This is a genomic window from Phaeobacter sp. HF9A (genome assembly GCF_011806385.1).
Classification (GTDB): Bacteria; Pseudomonadota; Alphaproteobacteria; order Rhodobacterales; family Rhodobacteraceae; genus Epibacterium.
Window position 1 is genome coordinate 1 of sequence record NZ_JAATOX010000094.1, and the last position, 15427, is coordinate 15427.

Here is a 15427-nt window from a genome sequence, read left to right on the forward strand (position 1 = left end):
GGGCGGCGCCTGGCCAAGCTGCTGATTTCACAAATCGAAACCCCGGGCGCCGCCTGCAAGACCGAGCTTCTGGAAGCGGAGCTGACCGTCGGAAGCTCTACCGGCCCCGTGCCCAACAGGATGTAATGACATGGAAAATTTCACCTTCACCCGCGGGGATTTCCCCTCGGATTTCCTCTTTGGCTGTGCCACCTCCTCCTATCAGATCGAAGGTCACGGCTTTGGCGGCGCAGGCCCGACCCATTGGGACAGCTTCGCCGCCACGCCCGGCAATGTGGTGCGCGCGGAAAACGGCGATTTGGCCTGCGATCACTACCACCGCTACGAGGAGGATCTCGACCTTGCGGCGGCTGCCGGGTTTGACGCCTATCGCTTCTCGACCAGCTGGGCGCGGGTGCTGCCCGAGGGCACCGGCACGCCCAATGCGGAGGGGCTCGATTTTTACGACCGGCTGAGCGACGCGATGCTGGAACGCGGGCTTAAACCCTGCGCGACGCTCTATCACTGGGAACTGCCCCAGGCGCTGGCGGATCAGGGCGGCTGGCGCAACCGCGAGATCGGCAATTGGTTTGCCGAGTTCACCGAGGTCATCATGGGGCGCATTGGCGACCGGATGTATTCCGTCGCCCCGATCAACGAACCCTGGTGCGTCGGCTGGCTGTCGCATTTCCTCGGCCACCATGCGCCCGGCTTGCGCGACATCCGCGCCACCGCCCGCGCCATGCACCATGTGCTGCTCGCCCATGGCCGTGCCATCGAGGTCATGCGCGGGCTTGGCATGTCCAACCTCGGCGCGGTGTTCAACTTTGAATGGGCCCAGCCGGTGGATGACAGCGCGCAATCGCTGGTCGCCGCCGAGACCTATGACGCCATCTACAATCGCTTCTTCCTCGGTGGCGTCTTCAAGGGCGCCTACCCGGAGCCCGTACTCAAGGGGTTGGAGCCCCATCTCCCCAAGGGCTGGCAGGATGATTTCAAGACCATCACCCAGCCGGTCGACTGGTGCGGGCTGAACTATTACACCCGCAAGGTGATCGGCGCGGATGCCGGCCCCTGGCCCCACTACGCCGAACTCGACGGCCCGTTGCCAAAGACCCAGATGGGCTGGGAAATCTACCCGGAGGGCCTCTATCAGTTCCTGACCCGCACGCAGGCCGAATATACCGGCGATCTGCCCCTGATCGTGACCGAAAACGGCATGGCCAACCCGGATGTGATCCGGGATGGCACGGTCTCTGACCCCGCCCGCATCGCCTATGTGGACGCCCATCTTGCGCAGGCGCGCAAAGCCATTGCCGAGGGCGTACCGCTCAAGGGCTATTTCCTCTGGTCACTTCTGGACAATTACGAATGGGCGCTGGGGTATGAAAAGCGCTTTGGCCTGATCCATGTGGATTTCGACACGCTGGCCCGCACGCCCAAGGCATCATACCATGCGCTCAAGACCGCATTGAGCCACAGCTAAGACCGGCATGCCTTATGCTGTCCCCATAAAAGCCCCCGGAAGCGGGGGCTTTTTGCCGTGACCGTCCCTCGCAGCACGGGCAGCAGGTTCACGGCCCGCGCTGCGCGAGCTAGAGAAAATTTTAAGATCTATCTGCCACAGTCCCCGCAGCGATGCCTTCACCGGCACCCCGCAACCAACCTCAGATCGCTTCGCCAGGACCGGGGAGCGCAGATAGCTGCCGTGACTGATTTTCGACATCCCACAATGGGTTATCCCCCCTTCCGTCCCGCCCTGTCGTTGCCTTGCCTCGACCTTATCCTGTGATGTCTCCTCATGACTGCCGCCACGCCGATTGACCGCACCGACCGGTCCCAGACACCGCTTTACGCCCAGGGTATCGCCTTTCTCCGGCAAGGCGATTTCAAACGCGCCGAAAAGCTGCTGCGCCTCTCGCTCGCCCACGAGGAAGAGAGCGCGCTATGCTATCACTACCTGGCGCAGGCGCTGTCTTACCAATCGGATCGCCTGCCGGACTGCCTTACAGCGCAAAACCAGGCTGCGCGGCTTGCGCCCGGAAATGCGGTGTTCCGCGCCGCTCTCGGGCTGCGACTGCTGGACGCCGGACATGGCCGCGAGGCGCTCCAGATCCTGGAAACCGCGCTGGAGCTTGACCCCGCCTGCCCCCTCGCCCTGCCCTGGGCCCTGCGGCTCCGCCGTCGCTATCTGTTGTGGCAGGATCAGGCGCAGGAAGACGCCGCCCTCGCGGCCATGCTGCGCTCTGCGCACCCCGTCGATCCGCTGATGCTGCTCACTTTCTGCGACGACCCCGCCTTGCAACTGGAGCGCGCCCGCGGCAACGCCGAACGCCTGGCATCCCAGATATCCGATAGCTGGTCCGCCGCGCCGACACAGCCGCGCGAGAAAATCCGCATCGGTTATTTTTCGGCGGACTTTTGTGAGCATGCCACCATGCATCTGCTCTCCGGCATGCTCAAACAGCACGACCGCAGCCGGTTTGAATTCTATGTCTATGATTTCAAACCGGTCCCGCAAAGCCCGCAACACCGGCTCATCAGCGACTTTGCCGATGTCTACCGCGATATCGCAGAACTGGACACGCCGCAGACGCTCGCCCTCGCGCGCACGGACGCGCTGGACATCGCGGTGGACCTGAAAGGGATCACCACCGATTGCCGACCGCAGATCTTTGCCGCGCGAGTGGCGCCGGTACAGCTCTCCTACCTCGGGTTTCCCGGCACCACCGGCATTGCCAATCTGGATTACATGCTGGCTGATCCGATCACGATCCCGCCCGGCTCCGAAGCCTTCTACAGCGAAAAAATCCTTCGCATGCCCGCATGTTACCAGCCCAACGACGCCGACCGGCCAATACCGCCAGAGACACGCGAACGCGCCCGTTTCAACCTGCCGGAGGAGGCCTTCATCTTCGCCAGCTTCAACCACCCGCACAAGGTCGGCCCGCGCGAATTCGACCTCTGGATGCAGCTGCTGCGCGAAGTGCCGAATTCAGTTCTCTTGTTCTACACCGGCCCCAGCAAACTCTCGTCAGCGCTGGCACAACTGGCACAACAGCGCGGCATAGATCCAGGCCGCGTGATCGCCTGCAACAGCCTGCCACAGGCCCAGCATCTGGACCGCATCGCCCAGGTCGATCTCTGCCTCGATTGCTTTGCCTATAACGCCCATACCACCGCCTCCGACGCGGTTTGGGCCGGGGTGCCGATGGTGACGATGCAGGGGGCGCAGTTTTCCGCCCGGGTCGCCGCCAGCATCCTCTCCTCCGTCGGCATGCAAGAGCTGATCACCGACACGCCGGAGGCCTATATGGCGCTGGCCCGCTCCCTGGCAGAGGATTCAGGGCGGCTGGAATCGCTGCGCCACCGGCTGCGGGAGACCCGGACCCACACCGCCCTTTTTGACACCGCCGCCTATACGGCGCACTTCGAGGCCCTATTGGAAAAGATACATTCCCGCCACCTCGCCGGCCTCGCCCCGGACCATATCGCCCTGTCTCCCTGAGATCGAGCCAGCCCCGTCGCAGTCTTTTCCAAGATCCGCAAAGAACGGCAAAAAAGACGCCCCCGACGGATTGCGCTTTCTCCAACAATCGTCTAAACGCCATCCCGTGATCATCGAGTGATCCGATTTCAGCTGCTTGTTGCCTGGAGTACGGGAAAGATGGTGACCTCAATGCCCCGGGAATATTCCAATTCCCAACGGTTTGCCCCTATAGCTCAGCTGGTAGAGCAACTGATTTGTAATCAGTAGGTCCGCGGTTCGAGTCCGTGTGGGGGCACCATCATACGCGCAAAGATGCGCTCTTGTGCCTTTATTTAACAATAAAACAAGACCTTAGCGGTTTGCACGCGTTGTTGTGCTTGCCTGTGTCCGGCAAAATCGCGCATTTAGTTACGCATAAATTCCGCATCTGGGGCATTGTGCGTAAAAATGGCAACTTTTCGAAAGATGAAGACGGGCTGGCGAGCCGAAGTAGCCAGATCGGGCGTGAGGGCCAGCAAGGTCTTTCCGACAAAAAGGGAAGCACAGGATTGGGCGAGCCGCAAGGAATATGAGATCCTGAACGGCACCAAGGTCGCAACGAAGATGGCCCTGCGCGACCTATTTGACAGGTATTCTCGCGAAGTGAGCTCGAAGAAGCGCGGCTTTCGGTGGGAGGCACTACGCCTGGAACGATGGGGGAAATCGGATCTTGGCAGCAAGCGCCTTGATGACCTGGAGCCTAGCACCTTTGCCGCATGGCGTGACGCGAGGCTTTTGGAGGTCGCGCCAGCAACGGTGCGGCGTGAAATGATCCTAATGGGCTCTGTGTTCTCTGTCGCGCGGCGCGAGTGGGGTTTGGTTGGGGATTCGCCCTTATCCGATGTGCGTAAGCCTCAAGAGCCTGCGGCCCGGGATCGCCTCCCCACCAAGAAGGAATTGGAGCGCTTGGAGCTGTCGGCGGGTAGCGATTTGGAGACTGCAACCGCGCGGGCATACCACGCCTTCCTCTTCGCGGGTGAAACAGCGATGCGGGCCGGTGAAGTGATCGGGATGAAATAGGAAGATATTGACTTGGAGCGGCGCACGGTCAACTTGCCCATGACTAATGACCTGCTCCCCTGAAAAGTCCTCGATTTGAGGTTAGCCTGTTCTCCAACCGAGGAGACAGACGATGAAGAGAAGCCGTTTCAGCGAAGAGCAGATCATTGGCATTCTGAAGGAGCATCAGGCCGGGTTGAGCGCAAAGGATCTGTGCCGCAAGCATGGGATCAGCGACGCGACCTTCTACAAGTGGCGGTCGAGGTATGGCGGCATGGAGGTGTCCGACGCGCGGCGCCTGAAGGCTCTGGAAGCCGAGAATGCAAAGCTCAAGAAGATGCTGGCGGAGCAGATACTCGATGTCGCCACGCTGAAAGAGATGCTCGGAAAAAACTTCTGAGGCCCGGTTCAAGGAGAAATGCCGTGGACTGGGCAATGAAGACCAAGGGCTACAATCAGAAACGTGCCTGTTCCCTGGCCGGGATCGATCCACGTGTGTATCGGCGCAAGTCGAAGCGACCGGCGGACACCGAGTTGCGGGCCAGGATGAAGGACCTGGCGTCCGAGAGGCGACGGTTTGGCTATCGCCGCCTGCACATCCTTCTGAAGCGTGAGGGCTGGGAGGTGAACTGGAAGAAGCTTTACCGGCTCTACCGCGAAGAAGGGTTAACCGTCCGTAAACGGAGCGGTCGCAAGCGTGCTGTGGGCACCAGAACGCCCATGGCGCTCCCGCAGGGACCAAACCAGAGGTGGTCGCTCGACTTCATGTCGGACGCGCTGGAAGACGGACGAAGGTTCCGGGTTTTGAACGTCATCGATGACTTCAGCCGGGAATGCCTGGCAGCCGTCGTTGACACATCCATCGGCGGCGCGCGTGTCGCCCGCGAGCTGGACCGGATCGCTGAGTTGCGTGGCTATCCCTGCATGGTGGTGTCGGACAACGGCACCGAGCTGACGTCCAACGCGATGCTCAAATGGCAGGAAGACCGCAAAGTCGGGTGGCACTACATCGCACCCGGAAAACCCATGCAGAACGGCCTGGTCGAGAGCTTCAACGGTCGGATGCGTGAGGAATGCCTCAACGAGCACCTGTTCCCGTCTCTGCGCCATGCCTGCCGCATGATTGCGGCATGGCGCGACGACTACAATCACCACCGCCCGCATTCGAGCCTCGACGGGCTCACCCCGCGGGAGTATCACCAACGGTCAGAAGAGGACCAAAACCTGAACAGAGCTAACTTATAAGCCCGGACTCCGAGGGGAGCAGGTCAGGCATGACCCGCCCCAATCACAAGGAACCAGAAATGGCCGACGAAAACGACAAGCAAGCAGAAGCCCTGATTGCCTCACTCGCACCGAAAATCGCAGAGGCGATCCTTCCCCAGATCGCGGAATCCGTTGAAACCCAAATGAAGGGTCTCAAGGACAAGAACGACGAGCTTCTGGACAAGCTCGCGAAGCAGAAAGCGGACGACAGCCACAACAAACTGCTCGCCGCCGCTGAAAGCCAGTATTAAGCCCGCCTCAATGGCAACGGCGTGTATCAGGGGCGCAAACCCGGCGACAGCATCAAGATCAAGAAGTCCGATGCGCGGAACGTGAAGGGGTATCGCGACGCCAAGGCGCTCGCCGAGAAAGAAGGCGTGCCGCTTGAGATCGTGGCCAATGACTAAGAAGGTCACTTTGGTGCCTGGAAAGGGGCCGGTGCCGACCGTGCATAAGATGCGCGGTCCGCCGAAAGGCACGCCGCGAAAGAAAACCCAGCCGCACAAAATGGCGATGCTCCCCGATGCAAAGCGGGAGCATTACACGCGGGAGATCGTTCTCGGGCGAATGTCGATGTTCCAGGCGGGCAAAGAGCTTGGGATTTCTGATACCTCGGTTGCCCGGTACATCACCCAACTTCCCGAAGACGAAAAACTGGCGATCCTCGCGACCGCCATGCATGACGCCAAAGTCAAAACGGCGATGCAGCACGCGGCCATCGTCAACGAGTTTGGCGAGGACACTGACAAAGACCTCAAATGGGTTCTGCGTGAGCTAAAATCGCTGTTGGAAGCCGCCAAAGGGGACGAAGACCGCATGATGCAGTTGGGCGCGCTGAAAGAGCTTCGCCAGAGCCTCATGTCGCTGGCCGATCTTCACGGCAAGCTGAACAAGAAGATGGATATTCACCTGAACCTGAACGAAAGCCCCCAGTTCATCCAACTCCGTCAGATCATCCTGAAAGTGCTCAACAACCACCCAGCCGCAAAGCACGAGTTTCTGAACGAGATGGACGCTATGGGAGTCATTGGGGAACCTGTCCTTGTCGATGACCGGAGGCCCGCGTAATGCCGTCCCAAGTTGCGAAAGCCGCCGTCGGGATCGTGAACCAACTCGAACAGGTCGATCTCGAAAGCCCGAGTGATATGCGCAAACAGTTCGCGTCTGCGCCGCGCATCGTCGTTAAACTCCTGTCCGAGTTGGCCGCGCGACGGATGCTGAAACCCGCGACACCGTGGCCGGGGCAAAACCGGTGATCGACCCGCACCTCCTGTCCTTCCTGCAAGGCCTGACTGTCTCGCTCGATCCAGTCGAGCGATTCCGTCTGGCTATTGGCGAGCCTGATCCTTGGCAGAAAACGCTTCTGTCCACCGATCCGCGTTTAAACGAGGCGGACCGAATGGTCCTCGCCCTGTGCGGGCGGCAGTCGGGCAAATCGACCTCTGCGGGTGGTCTTGGCTATGACGATTTCTCGCAGGGAAGCTCGCACATCAGCCGATTTGTGCAACAAGGCCTCTCTTATTGGCCATCTATGGTCCTCCGCTTTCCTAAACATAGGGGCGGACCACTTCATGGGGGGGGAGGCTCAGGTGCGGCAGGCTGGGCGGAGATCGCGGGGTTATTGCCGTTCGGGTCCGCGCTCTTGGCCTTGATCGTGATCCCCGTCTCGGCGTGGGGGTTTGCGGAAGCGGGCGATGTGTTTTTCCACCTGATCGGCAAAGGCTGCGCGCTCGGCCGGGCTCATTTGCTCCAGCTTGGTGATCCAGGCCTCCTGCATGGCGCTGCGGAACGTCTGAATGGCGGTGGATTGTTCCGCAATCCGGTTGCGCAGTGCCGTGAGGTCGAGGGGCTCCTGCCGGATCAGATCCAGCAGCGCGTGCAGCTCGGCGACGCGGCGCTCGACGATATTGTCATAGGGGCCATCCGCCAGCGCCCGCAACGCCCTGCGCTCCTCGGGATCGAACTTGCGGAACATCACGCCCCCGATCGCCTCGGCGGCGGCCGGGGGGGGCGGGGGCGGTGCATGGCGGGGGCGGCGACCATCCTCGCCGCCGCGCAGCGCCGCACCGGCCAAGAGCCCCAGCACCGCAAGGTTTCCGGCCAGGGAGAGCGCGAACACCGCCTTCAGCCAAGCCGGCATACGCGACGCGGATTTATTCTGGATTGTCTCGGTCATTGCAGGTCCTCGGCCAGAACTGTGGCCAGATCAAAAGTTTCATAGGCGGCATAGGCGGCACTGCTGAAGGTCGTACTATTGGCAGCCGTCAGGGTGAAGCCCGGCGCCCATTGTGCAGCCTCCGGGTCCGCGATCCCGATCCAGAGGCCGGTGCAGCTGGCGGCAACCAGCCCGCCGACGGAGCCCCAGCCGCCAAGCGCCATCACCAAGAGCGCCAAGGGCCCGCGCCGATCCGGCCGCGCCGTCACGGCGACAGTCTGCCAACTGCTCTGCTCCGCCGCCGCATCGGCCAGGATTGCCGACATCAGCGCCTCCGGCAGCTCCGGTGTCGCCGCGTCGCGGGCCTCGGCGAAGAGTGCATCGAGGTCCTCGAAATCCGTCTTGTCGTCTTGATGATCAGCCATCCTGATACCCCAGTTCATCCTTGCGCCCCGCGAGCGCCTTGGCCAGAGATCGTTTGCCGCGCGCGGTCAGGCTTTCCACGGCCTCCACTGTGATCTCCATGATCCCGGCGATTTCCGGGTTGGTCAGTTCTTCGATATGGCGCAGGATCACCGCTTGTCGCTGCCGCTCTGGCAGGGTCATCAGCGCCTGTTGCAAGGCGTCTTGGCGGGCGCTCTCTTGCAGGGTTTCGGCGGCCCCCGCAGCCGGGTCCGGCGGTTCCGGCACCGCATCCAGATCCACATGACCGCCGCGCGCCTTGCGCTTGACGTCGATGCAAAGGTTCATCGTCACCCGATAGAGCCAGGTGGAGACCTGCGCCTCGCCCGACCGCCAGTCGGGAGCGATCTTCCACAGGCGCAGCATGGCGTCCTGGGTGACATCCTCGGCCTCGGCGCGATTGCCCAGCACCCGCGTTGCCACCCCCAGCACCCGGGGGGCCAGACGGCGCGTGAGCTCGCGCGCCGCGCCGCCGTCGCCATTGGCAAACAGGATCAGCAGGGCCTCGTCGCTGGCCTCGATCACGCGCGCCTCCCCCCGAGGGGAAGGCGCAGGGTCAAACACCCGCATATGAAGTCTTTAGTCCGGATCCGACTTACTCCGCCTCGGGGCCCGCGCCGCGCATCTCGGGGCCACCACGATGATGCCGCTTTTGCATGACCGCTTCGATGATCGCATTGGCGGTATCAAATTCCGCCTTGGAAATCGAGCCATTGCCGTCGGTATCGGCTTTTTCCAGGAATTTGTGTGGCCCCGGGCGTTCCGGCATCTCCGCCGCGCTCAAGGCACCATCGCCATCGGTGTCAAATCGTTCGATCATCGACGCGGTGCGCCGGGCGATACGTTCCTGGGCCTTGGCATTCAGTTCCTCGGCGCTCAACAGACCGTCGCCGTTGCTGTCGGCGGCCTCGAAACGGGTCTGATGCAGCGCCTGCATTTCCGCCTGGGTCAGCTCCCCATCGCCATTTGCATCCAGTTGCTGAAAGCTGGGCTTTTGATGCTTGCGGCCAAACTCCGGGCCGAATCCGGGTTTCGCAACCGCGAGGGTGCCCGCCGCAGCGGTGGACAGGGTGAGAAGCGTGGCGATCAGAATTCGTTTCTTCATAACATCAATCCTCTTTTGCCTCAGCAGCGCCTTGCTGCCTGATGTAGAGGTAAAACGCGCCATCCCGGGGTTTCCGTCGCAATATCTGAAAAAACTTTTGACCCTGCCGCTCACCTCCCCTTCACCCTCTGATTTGCATATTGGGCAGGAAGGGTAGAAACTGCGCGGCGCCACGGGGCGAGCAGTGAGTCCCCCGCATTTTGACGGAGCATCAGATGACACAGACGCCAAGCCTCTCCTCGACCGAGAAGACCCAGCCCGGCGACGAGCGCCCGTTGAAGCCTGCGCTCTGGAAAGGCTGGCGGGGCCGCTGTCCGAAATGTGGCGAGGGCAAGCTGCTGCATAGCTATCTCAAGGTGAACGATCATTGTTCCAACTGCGGCGAGGCGTTTTACCACCATCGCGCCGATGATGGTCCGGCCTATCTGACAATCCTCGTGGTTGGTCACCTGATGGCGCCCTTGATGCATTACACCGCCTTTAGCTGGCGGCCGGAGCCCTGGGTGATGGCGACTGTCTTCTCGGCGGGCTGTATTACGCTTTCGCTCTATCTGCTGCCACGGCTCAAGGGTGGGGTGATCGCCTTTCAGTGGGCGCGGCGGATGCATGGGTTTGATACCACAGAGTAGCATCTGGGCTCTTTCCTTTCCCGCGCGGGCGCGTGACACTGCGCCTCTCACCCCAATGCGTGGGCGAGGCCGAGCGAGGAGAGAGGATAGATCATGACAACCACAGCACAGACCCCGGACAAGACCGCGATTCGCGATGCCGCCACGGTGATCGTGGTGCGGGATCGGCGCGGCGATGATCCGCAGGTGCTGATGGGGCAGCGCGGCGCCAAGGCCGCCTTTATGCCGAATAAATTCGTCTTTCCCGGCGGCGCGGTGGATGAGGCAGATCACCAGATCCCCCTGGCCGGCGCGGTTGCCCCCTCCTGCCAGGAGCGGCTCTGTGCCGATGGGGGCGCGCAGGTCTGGCAGGCGCTCTGTGTTGCGGCGGTGCGGGAGCTCTGGGAGGAAACCGGGCTGATTCTGGGTCGCCCCGGCGTCTGGCAGGGGGAGCTGCCCGAGGATTGGAAGAGCTACGCCGCCACCGGCCATGTGCCCGATGCCTCGGGATTGAGCTTTGTGTTTCGTGCATTGACCCCTCCGGGCCGCCCGCGCCGCTTTGATGCGCGCTTCTTCCTTCTGGAGGCAGAGCAACTGGCCGGCGATCTGGATGATTTTTCCCGCGCCTGCGACGAGCTCTCGCATCTGCAATGGATCCCGCTCAGCCAGGTGCGCCGCTTTGATCTGCCCTTTATCACCGAGGTGGTGCTGGCCGAGGTCACCGCCAACCTCAGCCGCGAGACCCCGCCCGAGAGCACGCCGTTTTTTCGCAACGATGACGAGGAAAGCCTGTTTCTGCGCCTCTATGGGCGTAAAAAACGGGCCGGGGAATAATCACCGGGCAAGGCGGGGGCCCGCCCCCCCTCACAAGGCGAGGATCAGCGCCAGGATCGAGAGCACCAGCAGCCCCATGCCAACAATCTCGCGCCGGGTCACGGTTTCCTTGAAGAACACCACCGTGGCCAGCAAGGAGAGCAGCAATTCAACCTGTCCCAACGCCTTGACATAGGCCGCATTTTGCAAGGTGAAGGCCAGGAACCAGCAAAACGAGCCGCCCATGCTGGTCACCCCGACCCAGATCGCGACCCGGCGCGCCGCCCAGACCCGCAAGATCTCTGCCGGGTCGCGCAGGGCCAGCCAAACCAGCATCATCGCCGTCTGCAAACAGACCACCACCGCCAGCGTCACCGCCGCCCGTAACACCGCGTCGGGCGCTTCGACCTGCAAGGTGGCGCCCCGGTAGCTGACCGCCGAAACGGCAAAGAGCACGCCCGATCCCAAGCCCAGCAAAGACGCCCGCCCGGTGAGCTGCCGCCAGAGACCCGCCGGGCTGTCCTTTGTCTTGGAGAGCACCAGAACCGCCGCCAATCCGATCAGGATCGCGAGCCACCCCAGTACGGAGACCGTATCGCCCAGCACCGCAAGGCCAATGATGGCGGTCTGGATCACCTCGGTTTTCTTGAAGGTGATGCCCACCGCGAAATTGCGCTGTTTGAACAGCGCCACGACGCAGATGGTCGCCAGGATCTGCGCGAGGCCGCCAATGCTGGCAAAGCCCCAGAACTGCGGCGTCAGCAGCGGCAGCACCGCGCCGCTGCTGCGCAGATACGCCCAAAGCAGCAGCAGGATCACCGGGGCGGAATAGATGAACCGCGAAAATGTCGCTCCCACCGGGCTGAGCGTCACGGTGCTCAGGATCTTTTGCAACATGAAGCGCAGGGTTTGAAAGGTGGCGGCGGCGAGGGTAACGGCAATCCAGAGCGGCATAAAAATTTCCATATGGCAGGCCGCAGCGGCACCCTATTTCTCGGGCGCGGTCCAGAACGGATGCGGCACGGGATCCTTAGCACGCAGGAAATAGCTGCGAAACACGCTGGCGTAGCTGGGCAGCAGATAGCCGTCATTCTGCGCCAGAAACGCCGCACGATGGCGCCGGTACAGCGCAGGCAGATGATGCCAGGGCACCCCGGGGTAGAGATGATGCACCACGTGTAAGTTGTTGTTCAGGAATAAAAATCCAAGCAGCCGCCCCAGTATCCCCCGGCCCTCGACAATCGCGGTGCGGCGCTCCGGCGCCAGGTCGGCGCGATGTTCCAGAAAGGTGCGGATCTTCAGCACCGAAAGGCCGATATAGGCAGCAACCAGATAGGCCCAGAGCGGCAGCGATGATTGCGCCACGATCCACAGCACCAGCGCAACGCCCGGCGCATGAAGAATCCACTCGCGCAAGACCGCGCCTTCGCCCCGCCGGATCAGCCGCGCGTCACTGCGCATGAAACAGAGCTGCCCGATCAGCGGCCCAAGCAGCAGCCGCCCCAGCAGCGTGTTGTTCAGGCGCAGCAGCCGTTGTTGCCAGCGCGGCAGCCCCGCCCAGACCCGAGGCGCGAGGAAATTGCTCTCGGGATCATCATAGGGGTCGGTCAGGTTTTCGTCCTGGTGGTGCTGTAAATGGGTGTCGCGAAAGCGCCCATAAGGGACGCAGAGGTTCAGCGGCAGCGCCATCAGCGCCTCGTTGAGGCGCCGTGCGCGGAAGGGATGCCCATGCAGCGCCTCATGGCTGAGCGAGGAATGCAGCACCACCACGGCACTGATGACCAGAACCGCGAGGGGCTGCGACACCGCCGCCAGCGCAAAGAGCGCCCCGAACCAGATCGCATAGCAGCCCAGGATCAACGCCAGAGTGCCCCACTCGGCGCGTTGAGGCAGCGCCGCGCGGGCCTCTGCGTTGGCCTCAATCAGGGCGCAGGATGGCTCCGGCTGCGCGATCTGCGCTGCGCCCATCAGGTCACGCATCGCGCCCCGCCCCGGCCCACCCCTCAGCACGACCCCAGTTGATCTTGGCCCAGATGCGTTCGTAAATCAGGTAGCTGACAAAACCGATCCCGGTATTGATCGCCGCCATCACCCCGCCGGTCGTGGCCGAGCCGGTGGCGATAAAGCCAACAAGCGCCATTGTGGCGAGCCCGATCGAATTCCACACGACCGCCTTCACGAGGGAGCGCCCACGCGTTTCCATTTGACCTCCGATGTCTTGATCTACCTGCAAGACTAGCCAAACATCGGCCTGTGCGGAATTCCGTATGTGATTAACAAAATCCAACAATGATGATATAAATCACCATATGATGGAAAAAATAGACAAGCGCCTGCGCGCCCGCCAGTTCCGGGAACGGCTAAGCCGCGCCCTCGGTGACAGCGGCCTGAGCCAGAGCGCGCTGGCCCGCGAAACCGGCGTGGATCGCTCCACCATTTCGCAATTGCTCACCGATGCGGGGGCGCGGCTGCCCAATGCGCATGTGGTCGCTGCTGGCCTCCTCGGTCGCCATGAGCGAGGCGCCAAGGGCCCTGGTGGACGAGCGGATCTATGACTGGCACCGCGAGGCGGCGGGCTACAAGATCCGCCATGTCCCCACCACCCTGCCCGATATGCTGAAGACCCGGGCCGTGCTGGAATGGGAATATGCGCCACATCTGGGCCGCACCGCCGATCAGGCAATCGGCGCCTCCGAGGACCGGCTGAGCTGGATGCGGCAGGCCGGATCCGATTACGAGATCGCCCTGCCGATTTATGAGCTCGACAGTTTTGCCAGGGGGGTTGGCTATTACGACGGGCTGGCGGCGGAGGTGCGGATCGCGCAGCTTGACCATCTGGAACGGTTGACCACCCAGCTCTATCCGCGCCTGCGGATCTATCTCTATGATGCCAAGCGGCTGTTTTCCGCGCCGCTGACGATCTTTGGCCTGCTTTTATGCGTGTTTTATGCAGGTAGCCATTACATGGCGTTTCGCGACCGCGAGCGGGTGGAGACCTATACCCAGCATTTCGACCGGCTGGTGCGCGAGGCCGATATCACCGCCCGTCAACTGCCCCGGCGGGTGCAGGCGCTGCGGGCGCAGATTGCCCCGCACGCCTGATGGGGCGAGAGGACGGCCCCGCAGACCCGAGACCGCCCTCCCCCGTGTTGTGTTACCGGGGTGCGCCGATGGCCCGTCCCAGCCCTTCGGGTCTGGACAGCGCGGCCTGCGCCTCGGCCAGGCGGGTCAGGTTGGCCTCGATCTGCGGCGCGGGAGGGGCGGAGCGGCGGGTTTTCAGATCCACATGCAGGAGCATATGCTCGCCCGTCGCCAATAGCCGCTCGCCCTCATACATCTCGTGCCACAGATGCATCTTCTTGCCCTGCCCCAGGATCACCCGCGTATAGACCTGAATGGGATGGCCCGCGTGGACCTCGTCAACATGGCGGATATGGGTCTCGGCGGTGAAATAGCTGCCGCCCGAGGCGATATAGTCCGCATCGCAGCCGATGATCTCCATCAGCTGGTCGGTCGATTGCGCAAAGGCATCGAGATAACGGCTCTCGGTCATATGGCCGTTGTAATCGGTCCAATCGAGCGGCACCACGCGGCTCTGGGTCAGGATCGGCAGGCTGGGGTCACGGATCTCGGCCATGCTGCGGGCCAGGCCCGCCTGCCCCATCCGCGCCGCGTCATGGACATTCTGAAGCGCCCCGGCGCCCCAGTCGTTGGCGCCCAGCGCCCGCATCATGCCGACCAGATTGTCATCGCGGATGCGCTCCAGCTCGCGGATGCTATAGGCCCCGGATTGCGCATCTGACTGGCCCGCGATCAGCTCCACCAGCTCCTCGGTATACTCCGGCACGTCTGTCAGCTTGGTCCAGGGCAGGTCGAGGCAGGGGCCAAACTGGGCCATGAAATGCTTCATCCCCGCTTCGCCCCCGGCCACGCGATAGGTCTCAAACAGGCCCATCTGCGCCCAGCGGATGCCAAAGCCATAGCGGATCGCATTGTCGATCTCTTCGGTGGAGGCGATGCCATCCTTGACCAGCCACAGCGCCTCACGCCAGACCGCCTCCAGCAGTCGATCCGCCACATGGGCGTCGATCTCCTTTTTCAGGTGCAGCGGGTACATGCCGATCCCGGTGATGATCTCGCGCGCCTTTGCGATCAGCTCCGGGCTGTTGGCCTCGGTGGTGACCAGCTCGACCAGCGGCATCAGATAGACCGGGTTGAAGGGATGCGCGACCACGATCTGCGCGGCATTGGCAAAGCCCGCCTGCAATTGCGAGGGCCGAAAACCCGAGGTCGAGGAGCCGATCACCGCGCCTTCGGGGGCCGAGGCGGCAAGCGCGCCATAGACCTTCTGCTTCAGGTCCAGTCGTTCGGGCACGCTTTCCTGCACCCAATCGGCGCCCGCGATGGCCTCGGCGATACTGTCATGAAAGGAGAGTTCGCCTTCGGGCGGCAAGGCCACATTGCCCAGCCCCGGCAGGGCGCGGCGGGCATTGTCGAGCACCTCGCCGATC

18 protein-coding genes, 1 tRNA gene and 2 pseudogenes are annotated in these 15427 nt (G+C 62.6%); 13 read left to right on the top strand and 8 right to left on the bottom strand.

Annotated features, from left to right (window positions below):
• The 10 genes and pseudogenes from HCZ87_RS21085 to HCZ87_RS15095 all read left to right on the top strand — a co-directional run.
• Positions 1–126, top strand: a pseudogene (locus tag HCZ87_RS21085) (LacI family transcriptional regulator); the annotation flags it as partial.
• A 4-nt stretch (positions 127–130) separates the two neighbouring features.
• A complete protein-coding gene (locus tag HCZ87_RS15060) occupies positions 131–1465 on the top strand; it encodes a GH1 family beta-glucosidase (RefSeq protein ID WP_167644944.1) in 1335 nt (444 codons plus the stop codon).
• A 315-nt stretch (positions 1466–1780) separates the two neighbouring features.
• Positions 1781–3487: a UDP-N-acetylglucosamine-peptide N-acetylglucosaminyltransferase gene (locus tag HCZ87_RS15065; RefSeq protein WP_167644946.1), complete on the top strand. Its 1707-nt coding sequence runs from the start codon at positions 1781–1783 to the stop codon at positions 3485–3487.
• 204 nt (positions 3488–3691) lie between these two features.
• Positions 3692–3767, top strand: a tRNA-Thr gene (locus HCZ87_RS15070).
• A 149-nt stretch (positions 3768–3916) separates the two neighbouring features.
• Entirely contained in the window at positions 3917–4528 is a 612-nt protein-coding gene (locus HCZ87_RS15075; RefSeq protein WP_254868661.1) for a hypothetical protein, read from the top strand.
• A gap of 112 nt (positions 4529–4640) precedes the next feature.
• Positions 4641–5752, top strand: a protein-coding gene (locus HCZ87_RS15080; RefSeq protein WP_167644948.1) for an IS3 family transposase whose coding sequence is annotated in 2 segments (ribosomal slippage) — positions 4641–4896 and positions 4896–5752 — 1113 coding nt in all. Because the reading frame shifts where the segments join, the coding sequence is not laid out codon by codon here.
• Between the two features lie 59 nt (positions 5753–5811).
• Entirely contained in the window at positions 5812–6024 is a 213-nt protein-coding gene (locus tag HCZ87_RS15085; RefSeq protein WP_167644950.1) for a hypothetical protein, read from the top strand.
• A gap of 21 nt (positions 6025–6045) precedes the next feature.
• Entirely contained in the window at positions 6046–6180 is a 135-nt protein-coding gene (locus HCZ87_RS21230; RefSeq protein ID WP_303048851.1) for a hypothetical protein, read from the top strand.
• A complete protein-coding gene (locus HCZ87_RS15090) occupies positions 6173–6841 on the top strand; it encodes a hypothetical protein (RefSeq protein ID WP_167644952.1) in 669 nt (222 codons plus the stop codon). Before HCZ87_RS21230 ends, HCZ87_RS15090 begins: the two co-directional genes overlap by 8 nt.
• On the top strand, positions 6841–7029 hold the full coding sequence (locus HCZ87_RS15095) for a hypothetical protein (protein ID WP_167644954.1): 189 nt from the start codon (positions 6841–6843) through the stop codon (positions 7027–7029). Before HCZ87_RS15090 ends, HCZ87_RS15095 begins: the two co-directional genes overlap by 1 nt.
• Positions 7030–7391: 362 nt before the next feature.
• On the opposite strand, the gene HCZ87_RS15100 is transcribed toward HCZ87_RS15095, so the two are convergent.
• The 4 genes from HCZ87_RS15100 to HCZ87_RS15115 are packed head-to-tail and all read right to left on the bottom strand — an operon-like array spanning position 7392 to position 9495.
• Positions 7392–7949, bottom strand: coding sequence for a periplasmic heavy metal sensor (locus tag HCZ87_RS15100; RefSeq protein ID WP_167644956.1), 558 nt, complete (start codon positions 7947–7949; stop codon positions 7392–7394).
• Positions 7946–8353, bottom strand: coding sequence for a hypothetical protein (locus HCZ87_RS15105; protein WP_167644958.1), 408 nt, complete (start codon positions 8351–8353; stop codon positions 7946–7948). Before HCZ87_RS15105 ends, HCZ87_RS15100 begins: the two co-directional genes overlap by 4 nt.
• Entirely contained in the window at positions 8346–8960 is a 615-nt protein-coding gene (locus tag HCZ87_RS15110) for an RNA polymerase sigma factor (RefSeq protein ID WP_167644960.1), read from the bottom strand. Before HCZ87_RS15110 ends, HCZ87_RS15105 begins: the two co-directional genes overlap by 8 nt.
• Before the next feature lie 25 nt (positions 8961–8985).
• Entirely contained in the window at positions 8986–9495 is a 510-nt protein-coding gene (locus HCZ87_RS15115; RefSeq protein ID WP_167644962.1) for an EF-hand domain-containing protein, read from the bottom strand.
• A gap of 215 nt (positions 9496–9710) precedes the next feature.
• Here HCZ87_RS15115 and HCZ87_RS15120 point away from each other — a divergent pair, with 215 nt between their 5' ends.
• Together HCZ87_RS15120 and HCZ87_RS15125 are read left to right on the top strand one after the other, a co-directional pair.
• Positions 9711–10124: a DUF983 domain-containing protein gene (locus tag HCZ87_RS15120; RefSeq protein WP_167644964.1), complete on the top strand. Its 414-nt coding sequence runs from the start codon at positions 9711–9713 to the stop codon at positions 10122–10124.
• Between the two features lie 93 nt (positions 10125–10217).
• A complete protein-coding gene (locus tag HCZ87_RS15125) occupies positions 10218–10937 on the top strand; it encodes an NUDIX hydrolase (RefSeq protein WP_167644966.1) in 720 nt (239 codons plus the stop codon).
• A gap of 30 nt (positions 10938–10967) precedes the next feature.
• On the opposite strand, the gene HCZ87_RS15130 is transcribed toward HCZ87_RS15125, so the two are convergent.
• Genes HCZ87_RS15130 through HCZ87_RS15140 form a run of 3 tightly spaced genes read right to left on the bottom strand, consistent with a single transcriptional unit; the run spans position 10968 to position 13119 of the window.
• Positions 10968–11870, bottom strand: coding sequence for a DMT family transporter (locus HCZ87_RS15130; RefSeq protein WP_167644968.1), 903 nt, complete (start codon positions 11868–11870; stop codon positions 10968–10970).
• 33 nt (positions 11871–11903) lie between these two features.
• Positions 11904–12896: a fatty acid desaturase gene (locus HCZ87_RS15135; RefSeq protein WP_167644970.1), complete on the bottom strand. Its 993-nt coding sequence runs from the start codon at positions 12894–12896 to the stop codon at positions 11904–11906.
• Positions 12889–13119, bottom strand: coding sequence for a DUF2061 domain-containing protein (locus HCZ87_RS15140; RefSeq protein WP_167644972.1), 231 nt, complete (start codon positions 13117–13119; stop codon positions 12889–12891). Before HCZ87_RS15140 ends, HCZ87_RS15135 begins: the two co-directional genes overlap by 8 nt.
• A gap of 106 nt (positions 13120–13225) precedes the next feature.
• On the opposite strand from HCZ87_RS15140, the pseudogene HCZ87_RS15145 reads away from it, so the two are divergent.
• Positions 13226–14018: pseudogene (locus HCZ87_RS15145) on the top strand (helix-turn-helix domain-containing protein).
• A gap of 52 nt (positions 14019–14070) precedes the next feature.
• Here the strand turns inward: HCZ87_RS15145 and HCZ87_RS15150 are convergent.
• Positions 14071–15427 (bottom strand): carnitine 3-dehydrogenase (locus tag HCZ87_RS15150; RefSeq protein ID WP_167644974.1); only part of this gene is annotated, 1357 nt, incomplete at its 5' end.

Excerpts from the sequence above, each read along its gene's own strand:
- HCZ87_RS15115 (WP_167644962.1), bottom strand. The coding sequence starts at position 9,495 with ATGAAGAAACGAATTCTGATCGCCACGCTTCTCACCCTGTCCACCGCT.
- HCZ87_RS15085 (WP_167644950.1), top strand. The coding sequence starts at position 5,812 with ATGGCCGACGAAAACGACAAGCAAGCAGAAGCCCTGATTGCCTCACTC.
- HCZ87_RS15060 (WP_167644944.1), top strand. The coding sequence starts at position 131 with ATGGAAAATTTCACCTTCACCCGCGGGGATTTCCCCTCGGATTTCCTC.
- HCZ87_RS15105 (WP_167644958.1), bottom strand. The coding sequence starts at position 8,353 with ATGGCTGATCATCAAGACGACAAGACGGATTTCGAGGACCTCGATGCA.
- HCZ87_RS15065 (WP_167644946.1), top strand. The coding sequence starts at position 1,781 with ATGACTGCCGCCACGCCGATTGACCGCACCGACCGGTCCCAGACACCG.
- HCZ87_RS15090 (WP_167644952.1), top strand. The coding sequence starts at position 6,173 with ATGACTAAGAAGGTCACTTTGGTGCCTGGAAAGGGGCCGGTGCCGACC.
- HCZ87_RS15120 (WP_167644964.1), top strand. The coding sequence starts at position 9,711 with ATGACACAGACGCCAAGCCTCTCCTCGACCGAGAAGACCCAGCCCGGC.
- HCZ87_RS15100 (WP_167644956.1), bottom strand. The coding sequence starts at position 7,949 with ATGACCGAGACAATCCAGAATAAATCCGCGTCGCGTATGCCGGCTTGG.
- HCZ87_RS15135 (WP_167644970.1), bottom strand. The coding sequence starts at position 12,896 with ATGCGTGACCTGATGGGCGCAGCGCAGATCGCGCAGCCGGAGCCATCC.
- HCZ87_RS15130 (WP_167644968.1), bottom strand. The coding sequence starts at position 11,870 with ATGCCGCTCTGGATTGCCGTTACCCTCGCCGCCGCCACCTTTCAAACC.
- HCZ87_RS15095 (WP_167644954.1), top strand. The coding sequence starts at position 6,841 with ATGCCGTCCCAAGTTGCGAAAGCCGCCGTCGGGATCGTGAACCAACTC.
- HCZ87_RS15140 (WP_167644972.1), bottom strand. The coding sequence starts at position 13,119 with ATGGAAACGCGTGGGCGCTCCCTCGTGAAGGCGGTCGTGTGGAATTCG.
- HCZ87_RS15075 (WP_254868661.1), top strand. The coding sequence starts at position 3,917 with ATGGCAACTTTTCGAAAGATGAAGACGGGCTGGCGAGCCGAAGTAGCC.
- HCZ87_RS15125 (WP_167644966.1), top strand. The coding sequence starts at position 10,218 with ATGACAACCACAGCACAGACCCCGGACAAGACCGCGATTCGCGATGCC.
- HCZ87_RS15110 (WP_167644960.1), bottom strand. The coding sequence starts at position 8,960 with ATGCGGGTGTTTGACCCTGCGCCTTCCCCTCGGGGGGAGGCGCGCGTG.